Below are 14533 nucleotides of genomic sequence, written 5' to 3' on the forward strand. Positions count from 1 at the left end.
CTCACGCCAGACGAATGTCGCCGGCCGCGCGCGCCGCGCCGACCGTCGTTGCAATGGCGTCGCACAGCGCCGGAAGGACCGGCAGCAACGGCGGCCGCGGATCGGCGTTGCGGATCAGGCCGAGCGCCTTGAGCCCGACCTTCATGCGCGTATGCATGTCCATGATCGGGGCCGGCCCGTAGATCGAACGCACGATCGGATAGAGCCGCTCGTTGACGGCGCGCATCGTCTTGAGGTCGTCGGCGAGCGAGGCCTGCCAGAGCGCTGCGAACAGATGCGGCGCGAGGCTGACAAGGCCGGAGAGAATGCCGTCACCGCCGACGGCGAGCTGCGGCAGGAACCAGTTGAAGTTCGACGGCAGGATCGCCACGGAGGGATCGGCCTGCTTCACCACGCGGCGGTTCTCGTCATAGGCCAGCATGGTGTCGCTGCCTTCCTTGACGGCGATGACGCTATCGAGCGCTGCGATCTTCGCCAGCGTCTCCGGCGAATAGCCGAAGCCGGACGCCAGCGGATATTGGAAAATCGACACGGGAATCCCGATGGCGGAGCTGACGGCCTGCACGAAGGCGACCGGCGCGCGCGAGGTCGCCGAGGCGCCGCCGCCGAGCGGCGCAGGCGGGAACAACACGGCGCAATCGGCGCCGGCGGCCTCCGCGAGCTGGGCCTGGTGGATCGCTTCCGCCGTCGAATGCGCGATGATGCCTGAAAGCAGTGGCTTGCCGCCGATCTGCCGGCGCGTCCGCTCGATCACGGCCTGACGTTCGTCGTCCGAGAGCGATCCGCCCTCGCCCGCGTGACCATTGACGAACACCGCCGCGATGCCATCAGGGCATGCGCAATAATCCAGCACGCGGGCATAGCCGTCCCAGTCGATCGAGCTGTCGTTCCTGAAGGGCAGCACGGTCGCCACCGTGACGCCACGCAGATCCGGTTTCTTCATCGGCTTGCTCATGACGGTCTCCGCCGTGGGAATTTCAGGCTCGCCCGCGCCTTCAGCACTTCGAGGCCGCCCTCGTTGCGTGCGCTCGCCTCCCAGATGATCGTGCGGGTCTCATCGTGCTGCTCGGCGATCCAGACATCGAAGGTGAGCGTGTCGCCGTAGAACACGGGACCTGTGAACCAGAACCGGTCCTCCACCGACACGCCGATGGTGCCGACCAGCTCGCTGGTCAGGATGCTGGTGCAGAGCCCCGCGACCATGATCCCCGGCGCCAGCCGGCGGCCGAAGCGGGTCGCGCCGGCATAGATCTCGTCGACATGGACGGGGCCGAAATCACCGGTCGCGGCGATGTAGAGCGCGCCATCGGCCTCGGTGATGGTCTTGCTCAGGCTGACCCTGTCGTTGACCTTGAGATCGTCGAAGGATTTTGGCTCGTACATGGCTCAGGCCTTCGTGAAGGGAACCAGCGTAGCGGTGCCGTCCACCACGGTGGCGCCTGAGGGCGACAGCGTGCAGGTGATCCGGCAGACTGCGTCGTCACCTGTGACCGAAACGATCTCGGCCCTGGCCTCGACGGACTCGCCAACGATCACGGGCGCGGCAAAGTTCAGCACAATGCTGCCGATACGCCGCGTGGGACCACCGAGCTGGCTCAGGCAGGTGGTGGCGAGACCGCCAACGGCAAGCTCGAAGGCGACCATGTTCGACGCGCCGGCCTTTTTGGCGCGCACGGCATCGACATAGAGGCCGCCGAGATTACCGCTGATGCCGGTGAACATCGCCTGCTCGGCCACCGTCATGGTCTTGCGGAAGGCGAAGGCGGCGCCGGGATTGAGAGGTGCGTGGGACATCGATCGTTTCCTAGAGCTGCAAGCCGTTCTTGATGGTGCTGCGCGCGACCAGCATGCGGTGGATTTCGGAGGTGCCGTCATAGATGCGGGTGACGCGGGCGTCGCGATACATCCGTTCCAGCGGCAGGTCTTTGCTGAAGCCCATGCCGCCGAACACCTGGATGGCGCGGTCGACCACGCGGCCCTGCATCTCGGACGCCGCGACCTTGATCATCGAGACCTTGTCGCGCGCATCCTTGCCCTGGTCGATGTCCCAAGCGGCATTCATCACCATCATCTTCACGCCGAAGATCTCGGTGGCGGAATCGGCGATCAGCTTCTGCACCATCTGAAACTCGCCGATCAGCTGGCCGAACTGGCGCCGCTCGCCGGCGTGCCTGCGCATCATCTCCAGCGCGCGCTGCGCCATGCCTACGGCGCGCGCGCCGATATGGGCAAGCCGGATCTGAAGCACGCTCTGCATGATCAGCTTGAAGCCGCCGCCGACCTCACCGAGCACGGCCGTCTTCGGGATGCGGCAATCCTCGAAGCTCAGCTCAGCATGGCCATAACCCCGATGGCCCATCATCGGCTGGGTGCGCGCGACCTTGAAGCCGGGCGTGTCGCGGTCGACCAGGAACAGCGTGATGCCGCCGCGGGCACGCTTGTCCTTGTCGGTCAGCGCCATCAGAATGATGTAGTCGGCGATGTCGCCGTCGCTGATGAAGTGTTTGGTGCCGTTGAGCACCCATTCGTCGCCATCGAGATGTGCGGTCGTGCTGATCGACGCGGCGTCGGAACCGGCGCCCGGCTCGGTGATCGCCATGGCGCAGATCTTGTCGCCCTTCACCGTCGGCAGCAGGTAGCGCTCGACCTGATCGCCCTTGCAGGCCATCAGCATCGGATAGACCTGGCCGAACACGCGGCGGATCAGCGCATCCGAGGTCTTGCCGAACTCCTCCTCGACAAGGCAATGCTCGACGCAAGTCAATCCGCCGCCGCCGACATCCGCCGGCATGTTCATGGCGTAAAGGCCGAGCTTTTGCGCCTTGGCCTTGGTGACCGCCAGCGCGTCGGCCGGCACCTTAGCCGTCTGCTCGACGACGTCTTCGAGCGGCTGCACCTCCGTCTCGACGAAACGGCGGACGGTATCGACAAGCAGACGCGTCTCCTCGGGGAGAGAAAAATCGATCATCGCGCCACTCCCACGGCCTTGCCGCCGATCATCGCGTCAATGTCGGCAGCGCCATAGCCGATCTCGCCGAGCACCTCGCGCGTCTGCGCGCCCAGCCGCTGCGGCACCAGCCGGATCTCCGGCGTCTGCCCGTCATAGCGCGCGGGATGGGCGACCATCCGGATTGGCGCGCCGCCTGCGCTCTCGGCACTCTTGAACACGCCGAGATGCCTAAGTTGAGGATCGGACTCGAGATCGCGATAATCCTGCACCGGCGCATGCCAGACCCGCGCGGCTTCAAGCGAAGGTAGCCAGTCGGACGTCGACTTCTGCTTCAGCCTGATAGCAACGATCCGCGTGATCTCCTCGCGCTTCGAGAAGCTGTCGGTGTCGGCGAATTTCTGCAGTTCTTCGCTCTCAAGCGCGACCGCGAGCGCGCTCGGCGTAGCCATGGAGATCGCCATATGACCGTCCGCCGTGGCGTGGACGCCGTAAGGCCCGGGGCTGAACCACGCCGCGATACCGGCCGGACCGCGCGAGGTCGGCGATGGCGCGCCATTCAGCCACGCCGTCAGCGGCTCGACCTGGAGATCCAGCGCGGCCTGATAGAGGTTGACCTCGACGAGCTGCCCCTTGCCGCTCTTCGTTCGTGCGAACAATGCCGCCAGAATGCTCATGGCGTAGAGTGAGGCGGCGTGCTGATCGACGATGACAGCGCCGACCGCCGTCGGCTCGCCGTCCGCCCGCCCGGTCCGCATCGCAAGGCCGGACATCGCCTGGAGCAGCAGGTCCTGACCGGGACGATCCTTGTACGGCCCCTCTGATCCAAACCCGGTCGCCACCGCATAGATCAGGGCGGGGTTGATTGCCTTCAGCGAGTCGTAGCCGAGACCGAGCTTGGCCATGGTGCCCGGCCGGAAATTCTCCATGACGACGTCGGCGGTCGCGACCAGCCTCTTCACCGCGGCGACGCCGTCGGGATGCTTGAGATCGACGGCGAGGCTGCGCTTGTTGCGCCCCGTGGCCAGATGATTGACGCTGTCGCCTGCGACAAAATGGTTGGCGACCGCCCAGTTGCGCTGAAACGCACCCTCGATCGGCTCGATCGCGATGACGTCAGCGCCGAGATCGGCGAGCGTCTGCGCGGCAAGTGGACCCGCGAGATAGTGATTGAAACTGAGGATCTTGACGCCGTCGAGCAGGTTCATGCGTTCACACCATGCTGGCGCTCAGGCTCTCGCATTTGAGAATGCTTCGTCCATCGCGCGATGTCTTCGCATGAAGCGTAAGCTGACACCTGAACGACCGACAACATCGCCATCAATTATTTTCCGAGCGAGGTTGATAACCGAAATCTATAATGCACACTGTCATCGCTCACTCATGACCGGACAATGCGAGATGAATCTTAGACAGCTTGAAATCCTGCGCGCCGTGATGCGCACGCGATCCACGGTCGCGGCGGCGAAGGATCTCGGCATGTCGCAACCGGCGGTCAGCAACGCCATCAAGCACGCGGAGACCACGCTCGGCTTCCTGCTGTTCGACCGCGTCAACAAGCGAATGGTCCCGACGCAGGAGGCGCAGATCCTGCTCGCGGAGGCCGAGCCGCTGTTCCTGTTGCAGGATCTGATCAGCCAGACGGCCGCGCATCTGCGCGCCGGCCGCAAGGGGCGGATGCGGATCGTCGCCACCTCCGAACTCTCGGAATCGCTGCTGCCGCAGGTGGTCGCGCGTTTCAGCAGCGATCACGGTGGGGTCGAGATCTCGCTGGAGACGCAGCGGCTCGACGATCTCCTGGAATATGTCGAGACCGGCATCGTCGACGTCGGCTTCGCCATGGAGCCGCATCCGCGTCCGACGCTGGACTATTTGCCGCTGGCGCAGCTCGACATGGTCTGCGCCTGCCCGGGCGATAGTCCGCTGGCGCAATTGAGCTTTGTCAGTCCGACCGATCTGCGCGATATGCCTCTGATCAACGCCCGCACCTCGAGCCGCATCAGCAGCCTGATCCAGGAGGCGTTTCGCCGCAGCGCCGTCAACTTCGCGCCTGCCATTGAGGTGCGCTTCATGAATGTCGCCGGACATTTCGTCGAAGAAGGGCTCGGGGTGACCATCATGGACGAGCTGACGGCGTCCTCGACACGCTATAGCCGCCTCAGGAGCATACCGTTCAAACCGAAGACCGAGGTCACCGTATCTGCCGTCGTGCCGGCCGGCCGCATGCAGCAACGGCTGACGCAATCCCTGATCAGGCACGCGCGCGAGGAGATCGCGGCCCGGATTGCAGTGGCGCGGCAGTGAGGCCTTCATGCGCTCGCCCGCTTTGATGCATCCGGCCAAGTCAGACCGAAGCGCCCGATCAACGCCAGCGCGGCAGCATCCTGTGCTGCGGGAAGCGGCAGTCGCGGCGGGCGCGGATGGCCGGCCGCAAAGCCCATATGACTGAGCAGCGCCTTGCTGCCGGCGACGTAAGCCTGGCCGCCGACGAACTCGATCACCGGCAGGTATTTGAGATAGAGCTCGCGCGCGTCCTTGATCGCGCCGTGGTCGGCGACGAGGCTGAAGATGCGGGCCATCTCCGCCGGGACCACGTTGGAGGCCACGGCCACCCAGCCCTGCGCGCCCTCGACGAAGGATTCGAAGCCGAGGATGCCGCCGAACACCGTCATCCTGTCGCCGCAGAGGCGGATGATGTCGCGCACGCGCGTCACCTCCAGCGTCGACTCCTTGATATAGAGGCAGTTGTCGATCTCGGCGATGCGCGCCACAAGTGGCGGCTTGAGATCGACATTGGCGGTTGCGGGATTGTTGTAGACCATGATCGGCAGCGCGATTGCGTCGGCAACCTTCTTGTAATGATGCACGAGCTCGTCGTCGGTCGGCGTCGAATAGAACGGCGGAATAATCATCACGCCGTCGGCGCCCAGTTTTTCGGCACGGCGACTGAGGCGCACCACTTCGCGCGTATCCTCCGCACCGGTGCCGATCAGCACGGGGACGCGGCCCGCGGCCTGGCGAATGACGACCTCGGCAACCAGCGCCTTCTCGTCATCGTCCATGGAGAGGAACTCGCCGGTCGACCCGAGCGGGATCAGCCCATGAATGCCCTGCGCGATCTGCCAGTCGACGAAGGCGCGCAAGGCCGCGACATCGACCTCGCCCGCTGTCGTGAACGGGGTGATCATGACGGTATAGGTGCCGCGGAACGTCTTCATCAGGGTACTGCCGGGTGCTCGGGTGGATTCAGGCGATGGGCGCCGCCTGCGGAATATCCGCACGCATTATGCAATCGTTTGCATAGACGGCTCTGCATTGGGCAACACCATCCATTTTTTGAGCTTGATCCGTGCGGAATATGCTCATAGCGTTTCTGCAATCGTTTGCAATTTATCGGCAGGTTTGATGAGCGTCACGCTCAAAGATGTGGCACAGGCGGCCCGTGTTTCAGTCAGCACTGCTTCCCGAGCGCTGACGGGAACCGGCCTGACCAGCGAGCGCACGCAGCAGCGCCTAATGCACATCGCGCGCGAGCTTGGCTATCGGCCGAACCCGATCGCACGCGGCCTCAAGACCGGACAGTCCCGGCTCGTCGCGCTGCTCGTCCACAATCTCACCAACGCTTCGTTCCAGGTAATGGCCGAAGTGGTGCAGGCGCGCCTGAAGGCGCTGGGCTATCAGATGCTTCTGTGCATCGGCGGCGACGATCCGCAGCAGGAGAGCGACACCCTCACCACGCTGGTCGACCACCGCATCGACGGGCTGATCGTGGTGCCCACGGGAAAGAACGGTGCGCAGCTCGAGACGCTCTCCAAGGACGTGCCCATCGTCTGCCTGGTGCGGCGCGACGACGCGACCGATCTTGAGACCGTGCTCGCGGACGATCCGCAAGGCGCTTATCTGGGCACACGTCACCTGATCGAACTCGGGCACAAGCGCATCGGGCTGATCGTCGGCCGCCAGGACACCACGTCAGGCCGCGAACGGCTGTCCGGCTATGTCCGCGCGCTGCGTGAGGCCGGCATCGCCAGGGACGACACATTGGTTCATGCCGGCCACTACGTGCCCGAGACCGGCGCGACCTGCTGCCGCAAGCTGCTCGACCATCCCCGCCCGCCCAGCGCGATCTTCGTCGCCAATCATGAAGCCACGCTCGGCGTGTTGCGCGTCACCGCGGAACGGAACATCGCCATTCCCGATGATCTCTCGCTGCTCTGCTACGAAGACATGCCATGGTTCGAATGGCATCGCCCGGCCATCAGCATCGTCGACAACGGCGCCCGGGATCTCGCCAATCTCGCCGTCGACCGGCTGCTGCATCGCATGGACGTCAAGGGCAACGGCAGTGATGGTGTTCGCGAATATCGCGTCGGCGCGCGGCTGATCCAGCGCGACTCCTGCCGCCAGATCGATACCCCGGGCCCTGCGAAATCCGCGAAATCCAAATCGCCCTCACCCAAATCGTCTGCGGCCAAGTCCGCGAAGGTCTGATCGATGCCCTATGTCGAAGTGCTCGCCCCGCAAGCTCCAGCCCAGCGCAAGGCCGCGCTGGCGCGGTCGGTGACCGACGGCCTGATGTCGGCGTTTGGCGTGACAGCTGACACGGTCACGCTCTACTTCCTGAACATTGCTCCCGATGACTACGCCCATGCCGGCACGTTCGGCGCGGAGGCCACCGGCCAGCGCATCCTGCTCAAGGTCCACGCCTTCCGCCGCAGCGAGGCCGAGCGCCGCGCCGCCGCGATCGCGCTGACCCGTGGCGTGTGCAGCGCCTATGGCGTGCCGGGCGACGACGTCGCGGTCTACTTCTGCGATCGCGACCGCAGCGAGGTCTCCCACGCTTCCAAGCTCGCCAGCGACTGACGGGAGCACGCCATGGACCGTTTCTACAGCCAAGACCAGAAAGCCCTGCGCGAGACCGCCCGCCGTTTCGCGGAGGCAGAAATCTTGCCGCGCGCCGCCGCGATCGATCGCGAGGACCGCTTCGATCGTGCGCTCTACAAGGGCATGGCCGATCTCGGCCTGTTCGGGATCTGCCTGCGCGAAGGCGCCGGCGGCGCCGGTCTCGATGCGGTCGCAGCCTGCATCGCGATGGAGGAGCTGGCGCGCTGCTCCGGCGCGGTCGCCAATGCCTTTGCGATCCCAGTCGAGGCCGTGCTGTTCTTCGACCATCACGGCACCGAGGCGCACAAGGCGCTGATCCCGCAGATTCTGAGCGGCGACATCATTCCCGCGACCGCCGTCTCCGAGCCAGATCACGGCTCCGACGTAGCTAGCATCCGCACCAACGCGGTACGCGAGGGCAATGGCTGGCGGCTCAACGGCACCAAGGCCTGGGTGACGCTCGGTGGCGTCGCCGATCGCATCATGGTGTTCGCGCGCACCGGCGCGGATGCGGGCCATCGCGCCATCTCGTGCCTCCTCGTCGACGGCGCCCTGCCCGGCGTCGCGCGCGGCAAGAACGAGGAGCTGCTCGGCATGCACGGCCTCGACGACTGCCAGGTTACCTTCTCTGACGTTCGCCTGCCCGCCGACAGCGTGATGGGGCCGGAGAACCAGGCCTTCAAGATGGCCATGAGCAATTTCAACTTCAGCCGGCTGATGATGGCGTCGATGGCGCTCGGCATGGCGCAGGCCGCGTTCGAGGACGCGACCGCCTATGCCAGGGACCGCAAGCAGTTCGGTCAGGCCATCATCGGCTTCCAGGCGGTGCAGTTCATGCTCGCGGACATGTCGACCGACATCGCCGCCGCGCGCCTGCTGATCCACCATGCCGCGCGCCTGCACGATGCCGGCGAGCCGATCGCCAAGGAGGCGGCGCAGGCCAAGCTGTTCACCACCGACATGGCGATGAAGCACGTCTCCAACGCGCTGCAGATCCACGGCGGCAACGGCTATTCGCGCGAGTATCGGATCGAGCGACTCTTCCGCGACGTCCGCCTCGCCCAGATCTACGAGGGCACCAACCAGATCCAGCGGCTGATCATCGCCCGCCAGGTCGAGAAGGAGGCTGCGTGAGGGCATGCTGAGCATCATCACTGCGGCAGAGGCCGCCGGTCTCATCCGCGACGCCGACACGCTGATCGTCGGCGGCAATGGCGGCACCGGCGCTGCCGAAGCCATTCTCGATGCGCTGGAGCGACGTTTCATCAGTGGCCAGGGCCCGCACAATCTGACGCTGATCAACATCACCGGCGTCGGCGCCGTGACCGAGAAGGGCCTCTGCCATCTCGCTCATGAAGGCCTGATCACGCGCGTTATCGGCGGCAACTTCGGGCTCCAGGTGCCGTTCATGCGCCTCGTCCGCGACGAGCTGATCGACGCCTACAATTTCCCGCAAGGCGTGATGAGCCAGCTCTGCCGTGCCATGGCCGCGAAGCATCCGGGCGTACTCACCCATGTCGGCCTCAACACCTACATGGACCCGCGCCAGGATGGCGGGCGCATGAACAAGCGCACCACCGCACCGTTGGTCGACCTGCTCGAGCTGCACGGCCAGTCCTGGCTGCTCTACCGCGTCCCCGCTCCCCCCGACGTCGCCATCATCCGCGGCACCTCGGCCGATGAGGACGGCTATGTCAGCATGGAGCACGAGGGCACGACGCGCGAGGATCTCTCGATCGCGCAGGCCGTACACAATGCCGGCGGCACCGTGATTTGCCAGGTCAAGCGTATCGTGAAGCGCGGCTCGATCCATCCGCAGATGGTGAAGATTCCGGGCTTCCTGATCGACCACGTCGTGCTCGAGCCCGAGCAGATGCAGACCTACGGCACCGCCTATGATCCCGCGCGCTGCGGCGAGACGCGGGTTCCAGAGGCGATGATCACGCCCGATCCGCTCACCGAGCGGCGGGTGATCGCCCGCCGCGCCGCTTTTGAATTGCGCCCGCGCGACGTCGTCAATCTCGGCGTCGGCATCTCCGCGATGATTCCCAATGTCGCGGCCGAGGAAGGCATCTCCGATCTGATCACGCTGACGGTGGAATCCGGCGTCGTCGGCGGCGTGCCGGGTCATACCCGCGAATTCGGCACCGCCATCAATCCGCGCGTCATTCTCGACCAGGCCTATCAGTTCGACTTCTATGACGGCGGCGGCCTCTCCTGCGCCTTCCTCTCCTTCGCCGAGGTGGACGAGGCGGGCAACGTCAACGTCACCCGCTTCGGCGAGCGCCGCGACGGCTCCGGCGGTTTCATCGACATCACCCAGAATGCCAAGCGGCTGATCTTCAGCGGCACCATGACCGGCGGCAAGTTCGACATCGGTGTCGAGAACGGCCGCCTCGCGATCCGGCGCGACGGCGCTTTCCGCAAGTTCGTCCCACAAGTCGGCCAGATCAGCTTCAGCGCTTCCCTCGCCGCTCAACGCGGCCAGCATGTCAGCTACGTCACCGAACGCGCCGTGTTCGAGCTCGAGAACGGCCACGTGACCCTGACCGAGATCGCGCCGGGCGTGCGGCTGGAGCAGGATATCCTCGCCCATATGGGCTTCAAGCCGCGCATCAGCCCGCAACTGAAAGACATGGACCCGCGTATCTTCCGCTCCGGGCCGATGGGCATCGCGCAGAGTTTTCGGGCCCTCCCGGCGCGGCCACGCAAGGTCGCCTGAGGGATCGCCATGGACACGAGCGCCCCGATCAATCTCCGCTACGAGGACATCGCGCTCGGCGCGGAGTTCGAGACCGCCGTGCACACCGTGACGGAGGCCGACATCGCGGTCTTCGCCGATGTCACGCGCGATCATCATCCGCTCCATGTCGATAGCGCCTATGCGCGCTCCCGCGGCTTTCCCGCGGTGATTGGCCATGGCCTGTTCGGCCTGTCTCTGATGGAAGGACTGAAGTCGGAGCTGAAGCTGTACGAGGAGACATCGGTCGCCTCGCTCGGCTGGGACGAAGTCAAGTTCAAAGGTCCCATCGTCGCCGGCGATAGATTGCGGGTGCGCTTCCGCTTCGTCGAGAAGCGGCCGACCAAAAACCCCGCGCGCGGCATCGTCGTCGAGACGCTCGACCTCCTCAACCAGCGCGACGAGGTGGTGACCGCGGCGCGCCACATCTCGTTGATCCTGACCCGGCAAGCTGATGCTGCGGCGGCCACATGACGAGACAATGAAGAAGACTTCGGACCGGAGAACGGCTCCTCTGCCACCCACGATTTGATCGGAGTATTCAGATGCGATTTCCCAAAATCTTCTCCGCCCTCGTTCTTCTGGCCGGCCTGACGCAGGCCGCCGGTGCCCAGACCTGCACGCCGAAGGTTCCGGCGTCGAGCCTGATAGAGGCGCCGAAATGGCAGATGTCGATCAACCCGACGCTGCCACCGCAGCAATTCGTCGACGACAAGGGCGAGTTGCAGGGCCTCAACGTCGAACTCGCACGCGAGATCGCCAAGCGCATCTGCGTCGAGGCGGTGTTCCTGCGCATGGACTTCCCGCCGATGATCCCGGCGCTGCGCGCGGGGCGGTTCGATGCCATCAACACCGGCCTGTTCTGGACCGAGGAGCGCTCGAAGATGCTCTACCTCGTGCCTTATGCGCAGCAGGCGATCAGCATCTACACCGATCCCTCCTCCAGCTTGAAGCTCGAAAAGTTCGAAGACCTCGCCGGCCGCGTGGTCGGCGTGGAATCGGCGACCTACACCGAGCGCAAGGCGCGCGAGTTCAGCACGGCGATGGAGGCCAAGGGCCTCAAGCCGATCGAGCTGCGCACCTTCACCACCGTCACCGCCACCTCTGCGGCGCTGCGCGCCGGGCAGCTCGAGGCCGCGCTCAATATCAACGAGACCGCCAACTCGCTCGAACAGAAGGGCATCGCAAAGATCTGGGTCCGTGACATCGCCGGCACAGACATTACGTTTGCCTTCCGCGACAAGCTACTGGCCCAGGCCGCTGCCGAGGCGCTGACGGCGATCCGCGCCGACGGCACCTATGACAAGCTGTTCGACAAGTTCGGCATGACCAAGCTGAAGGCCACGACGTTCGCCATTCGCGGCGACGGGCCGACCAATTGACAAGCTTGCGCTGCCTCATGTGTGGCCGCGCATATACGATCGACCCTATCAACAACTGCCGTTGATGGGAGAACAGCATCCGCCCGCTATACTCGTTGGTCGCGGGGAACGCGACCAGCCCATACCCTAGACTAGGAATGGATTGATCTCGGATCGATCAGCACGACCATGCGACTACGTGGCGATTGAGTGACAATTTTCATCTTCGAGAACTGAGGTTGCTCGTCAGCACTCGCACTATAGTCTACGGTCACCTCGAAAACTTTGCCTTGCACTTGCACCACTGAAGGCCGAGCCGTCCGCCTCAGAAGGCTTGCTCATCGTTGGCTGTCGCAAGATTTTTCTTGCTCTCTCGGTGCACACGTCGTGCACACACTACCCTCTAGACTAAGTATTTGAATAACTTAAACACGATCAATTATGGCCGCACGCTTCCGCTCGCCCAGGGCGTCAAGTTCGACGTCGATTGAACGGAAATCGCAGTGAACGCGTCGCTGCAGACATCATCGCATTTCCGGCCGGCCTCCCGCCTCTCGTCGATCGGGATATCCGGCGATTTTACGGAGCTGCTTCGCGCGATCGCTCTTGTACCAAGGTGGTTACCGAGGAGAGACAACGACGACTACCCTTCCGCACGGAAGAGCGTTGGAACGCAAAACGGCAGATCACGCTATCGAGACTCTCGTTGACGTCGCGCATGCGATGCCCGTGAAAGGCCATCCACTTCTCGATCCGGCATACGCCCGTGCGTCCCAGCCCCGGCTGCGCAAGGAGTTCGGCCCTGGTATGGAGCGACGCAATTTCGAGGAGATAGTTTATGCGCGTCGACGGCTCCCTGCCGATCAACGCCGCAAGTGGGCTGTAGACCAATATGACTGCGATCCGCTCCGGCAAATGACTCTGGCTTTGCTTGAGAGCGAAGGCTTTCCTCACGGTCAGTTCCACCCGAACCTACAAAGATTCCAAAGATCGTTCTAAGAACATCTCTAGCAGAGCCGTTCGGCGTTGTCCCCGGTGTACAGCCCCTGGTTGATCTCGATTGGACAAGTTCTAGATCGGGGCCGCTCCAAGTCGATTATCAGAACACGCCAGATTGCGTCCTGCGGACATCGCGAATTGGGCCGCGACCTCAGCTTGAGCCGTGCCAGAAGCGACCCTCGGGGCCGCAGACGTAGGTTTTGCGGTCTCACCGCACACATTAATCGTCAATGCGGGGCCGTGCCGAATTCGCCTGGTCCGGCGCAGCAATTGGCGTGTTCATCAACGCGAGCTACGCGATGAGTTCCCGGCGCGATATGGTCGAAAGCAGTGACTCCGCAATCTCCTGGGAACGCACGGCAAGAACCGAAAGCAGCGTATCGCTCAGGCCGTGGGAGGACTCCGAATAGCCCTGGAGGTGGATCTGCGGCCGGAACGTCGGGCTGGTCACGAGCCTGTAGTTGCGATCCAACGCCGCATCGCGAATGTAGCAACGGACCGGTTCGAGAAATCTGTGCGGCGTTTCCCTATCGTATCCTGTCGCCAGGACGACAACGTCATAGGTCGACCGGCGGCTTTCGCCACGGAAGTTGTCGACCACGCTGATATCGATACCGTCCGGCCCCGCGTCCACAATCGTGATCTCGCTGCGCGGACGCAGCACGATCCTTTCGCCGCCACCAACGCGCTGCTGGTAGAGCAGCCGGTACAGCTGGTCCAGCAGGTCGGAATCGACCACGGCGTAGTTCGTATTCCGGAAGTTGCGGACGATCGCGTCCCGCCGCTCGGCAGGCTGCGCGTAGACGAAGTTGGTATAATCGGGGTTGAATATCTCGTTGACGAAAGGGCTGCTGTCGGACGGCTTCAGGGCATGGCCGCGGAAGATCAGATCGATGTGCGCCTGGGGGCATCGGCCATGGAGATCGACCGTCACCTCGGTCGCGCTTTGTCCGCCGCCGATGATGGCTACGCGCACGGCCCGACCGCGCGGGACGACCCGGTCGATCAGGTCGAGATAGCGGCTGGAATGCAGCAGCCGGCGGTCGTCAGCGGCCGTGGCAAACACCTGCGGGACATACGGCTGGCCTCCGACCGCGACCACGAGATTTCGTGCGAGCCGCACGGTCTCGCCGCCGGCCAGCGATCGTGAATGCACTCGCAATGATGTCACTGTCTGACCGGCCGTCACCGGCTCGATGGCAACGATCGTTTCCCCGTAAGCGGCTTGCGACTTGAAATGGCTCGCCACCCACTGGAGGTAATCATTGAACTCGACGCGGCTCGGATGGAACGTCCGGCAGTTGATGAACTCCAGCAAGCGGCCACGCTTGTGCAGATAGTTCACGAAGGTGAAGGGGCTGGTCGGATCGCGTAAGGAGACAAGATCCTTGAGAAACGATATCTGCATGTCGCTGCCCGGAAGCAGCATGCCACCATGCCAGGTGAAGTGCGGCTGCTTCTCAACGAACAACGGCGCGCATTTCAGCCGCGATCGCTTCGCGCATTCGTCCAGTGCGATGGCGAGCGCGAGGTTCGAAGGCCCGAATCCGACGCCGATGATGTCGTGCTCGATCGCAAGTTGATGAGACATGAAGCCGCACT

At 64.2% G+C, this 14533-nt stretch carries 14 protein-coding genes; 7 read left to right on the forward strand and 7 right to left on the reverse strand.

Annotation, left to right across the window (positions count from 1 at the left end; genetic code table 11):
- Position 1: 1 nt before the first annotated feature.
- From XH96_RS24335 to XH96_RS24355, 5 genes are read right to left on the reverse strand one after another with little or no spacing between them, the layout of a single operon-like run.
- Positions 2–955 (reverse strand): dihydrodipicolinate synthase family protein, encoded by a 954-nt coding sequence (locus XH96_RS24335; RefSeq protein WP_194388000.1) that lies wholly within the window; start codon positions 953–955, stop codon positions 2–4.
- Positions 952–1383, reverse strand: coding sequence for a MaoC/PaaZ C-terminal domain-containing protein (locus XH96_RS24340; RefSeq protein WP_194388001.1), 432 nt, complete (start codon positions 1381–1383; stop codon positions 952–954). Before XH96_RS24340 ends, XH96_RS24335 begins: the two co-directional genes overlap by 4 nt.
- 3 nt (positions 1384–1386) lie before the next feature.
- Positions 1387–1794 (reverse strand): MaoC/PaaZ C-terminal domain-containing protein, encoded by a 408-nt coding sequence (locus XH96_RS24345; RefSeq protein WP_194388002.1) that lies wholly within the window; start codon positions 1792–1794, stop codon positions 1387–1389.
- A 10-nt stretch (positions 1795–1804) separates the two neighbouring features.
- Positions 1805–2968, reverse strand: a complete 1164-nt coding sequence (locus tag XH96_RS24350; RefSeq protein ID WP_194388003.1) for an acyl-CoA dehydrogenase family protein — start codon at positions 2966–2968, stop codon at positions 1805–1807.
- Positions 2965–4155, reverse strand: a complete 1191-nt coding sequence (locus tag XH96_RS24355) for a CaiB/BaiF CoA-transferase family protein (RefSeq protein WP_194388004.1) — start codon at positions 4153–4155, stop codon at positions 2965–2967. The genes XH96_RS24350 and XH96_RS24355 overlap by 4 nt, the downstream gene beginning before the upstream one ends.
- A 193-nt stretch (positions 4156–4348) precedes the next feature.
- Between XH96_RS24355 and XH96_RS24360 the strand changes: the two genes are divergently transcribed.
- Positions 4349–5251 (forward strand): LysR family transcriptional regulator, encoded by a 903-nt coding sequence (locus XH96_RS24360; RefSeq protein WP_194388005.1) that lies wholly within the window; start codon positions 4349–4351, stop codon positions 5249–5251.
- A 5-nt stretch (positions 5252–5256) separates the two neighbouring features.
- On the opposite strand, the gene dapA is transcribed toward XH96_RS24360, so the two are convergent.
- Complete coding sequence (gene dapA / locus XH96_RS24365) at positions 5257–6168, reverse strand: 4-hydroxy-tetrahydrodipicolinate synthase (protein WP_194394238.1); 912 nt, start codon at positions 6166–6168, stop codon at positions 5257–5259.
- A 184-nt stretch (positions 6169–6352) separates the two neighbouring features.
- On the opposite strand from dapA, the gene XH96_RS24370 reads away from it, so the two are divergent.
- From XH96_RS24370 to XH96_RS24395, 6 genes are all read left to right on the forward strand, one after another.
- On the forward strand, positions 6353–7438 hold the full coding sequence (locus tag XH96_RS24370) for a LacI family DNA-binding transcriptional regulator (RefSeq protein ID WP_194388006.1): 1086 nt from the start codon (positions 6353–6355) through the stop codon (positions 7436–7438).
- A gap of 3 nt (positions 7439–7441) precedes the next feature.
- Positions 7442–7810: a tautomerase family protein gene (locus XH96_RS24375; protein WP_194388007.1), complete on the forward strand. Its 369-nt coding sequence runs from the start codon at positions 7442–7444 to the stop codon at positions 7808–7810.
- A gap of 12 nt (positions 7811–7822) precedes the next feature.
- Positions 7823–8965, forward strand: coding sequence for an acyl-CoA dehydrogenase family protein (locus XH96_RS24380; protein ID WP_194388008.1), 1143 nt, complete (start codon positions 7823–7825; stop codon positions 8963–8965).
- A 4-nt stretch (positions 8966–8969) separates the two neighbouring features.
- Positions 8970–10553, forward strand: a complete 1584-nt coding sequence (locus XH96_RS24385) for an acyl CoA:acetate/3-ketoacid CoA transferase (RefSeq protein WP_194388009.1) — start codon at positions 8970–8972, stop codon at positions 10551–10553.
- A gap of 9 nt (positions 10554–10562) precedes the next feature.
- The gene (locus XH96_RS24390; protein WP_194388010.1) at positions 10563–11045 is read left to right on the forward strand and encodes a MaoC family dehydratase; all 483 of its coding nucleotides are present in this window, start codon (positions 10563–10565) and stop codon (positions 11043–11045) included.
- Positions 11046–11116: 71 nt separating this feature from the next.
- Positions 11117–11953, forward strand: coding sequence for a transporter substrate-binding domain-containing protein (locus tag XH96_RS24395; protein ID WP_194388011.1), 837 nt, complete (start codon positions 11117–11119; stop codon positions 11951–11953).
- 1270 nt (positions 11954–13223) lie between these two features.
- Here XH96_RS24395 and XH96_RS24400 read toward each other — a convergent pair.
- Positions 13224–14522: a lysine N(6)-hydroxylase/L-ornithine N(5)-oxygenase family protein gene (locus XH96_RS24400; protein ID WP_194388012.1), complete on the reverse strand. Its 1299-nt coding sequence runs from the start codon at positions 14520–14522 to the stop codon at positions 13224–13226.
- Positions 14523–14533 lie beyond the last annotated feature (11 nt).

Source organism: Bradyrhizobium sp. CCBAU 51765 (assembly GCF_015291725.1).
GTDB lineage: Bacteria > Pseudomonadota > Alphaproteobacteria > Rhizobiales > Xanthobacteraceae > Bradyrhizobium > Bradyrhizobium liaoningense.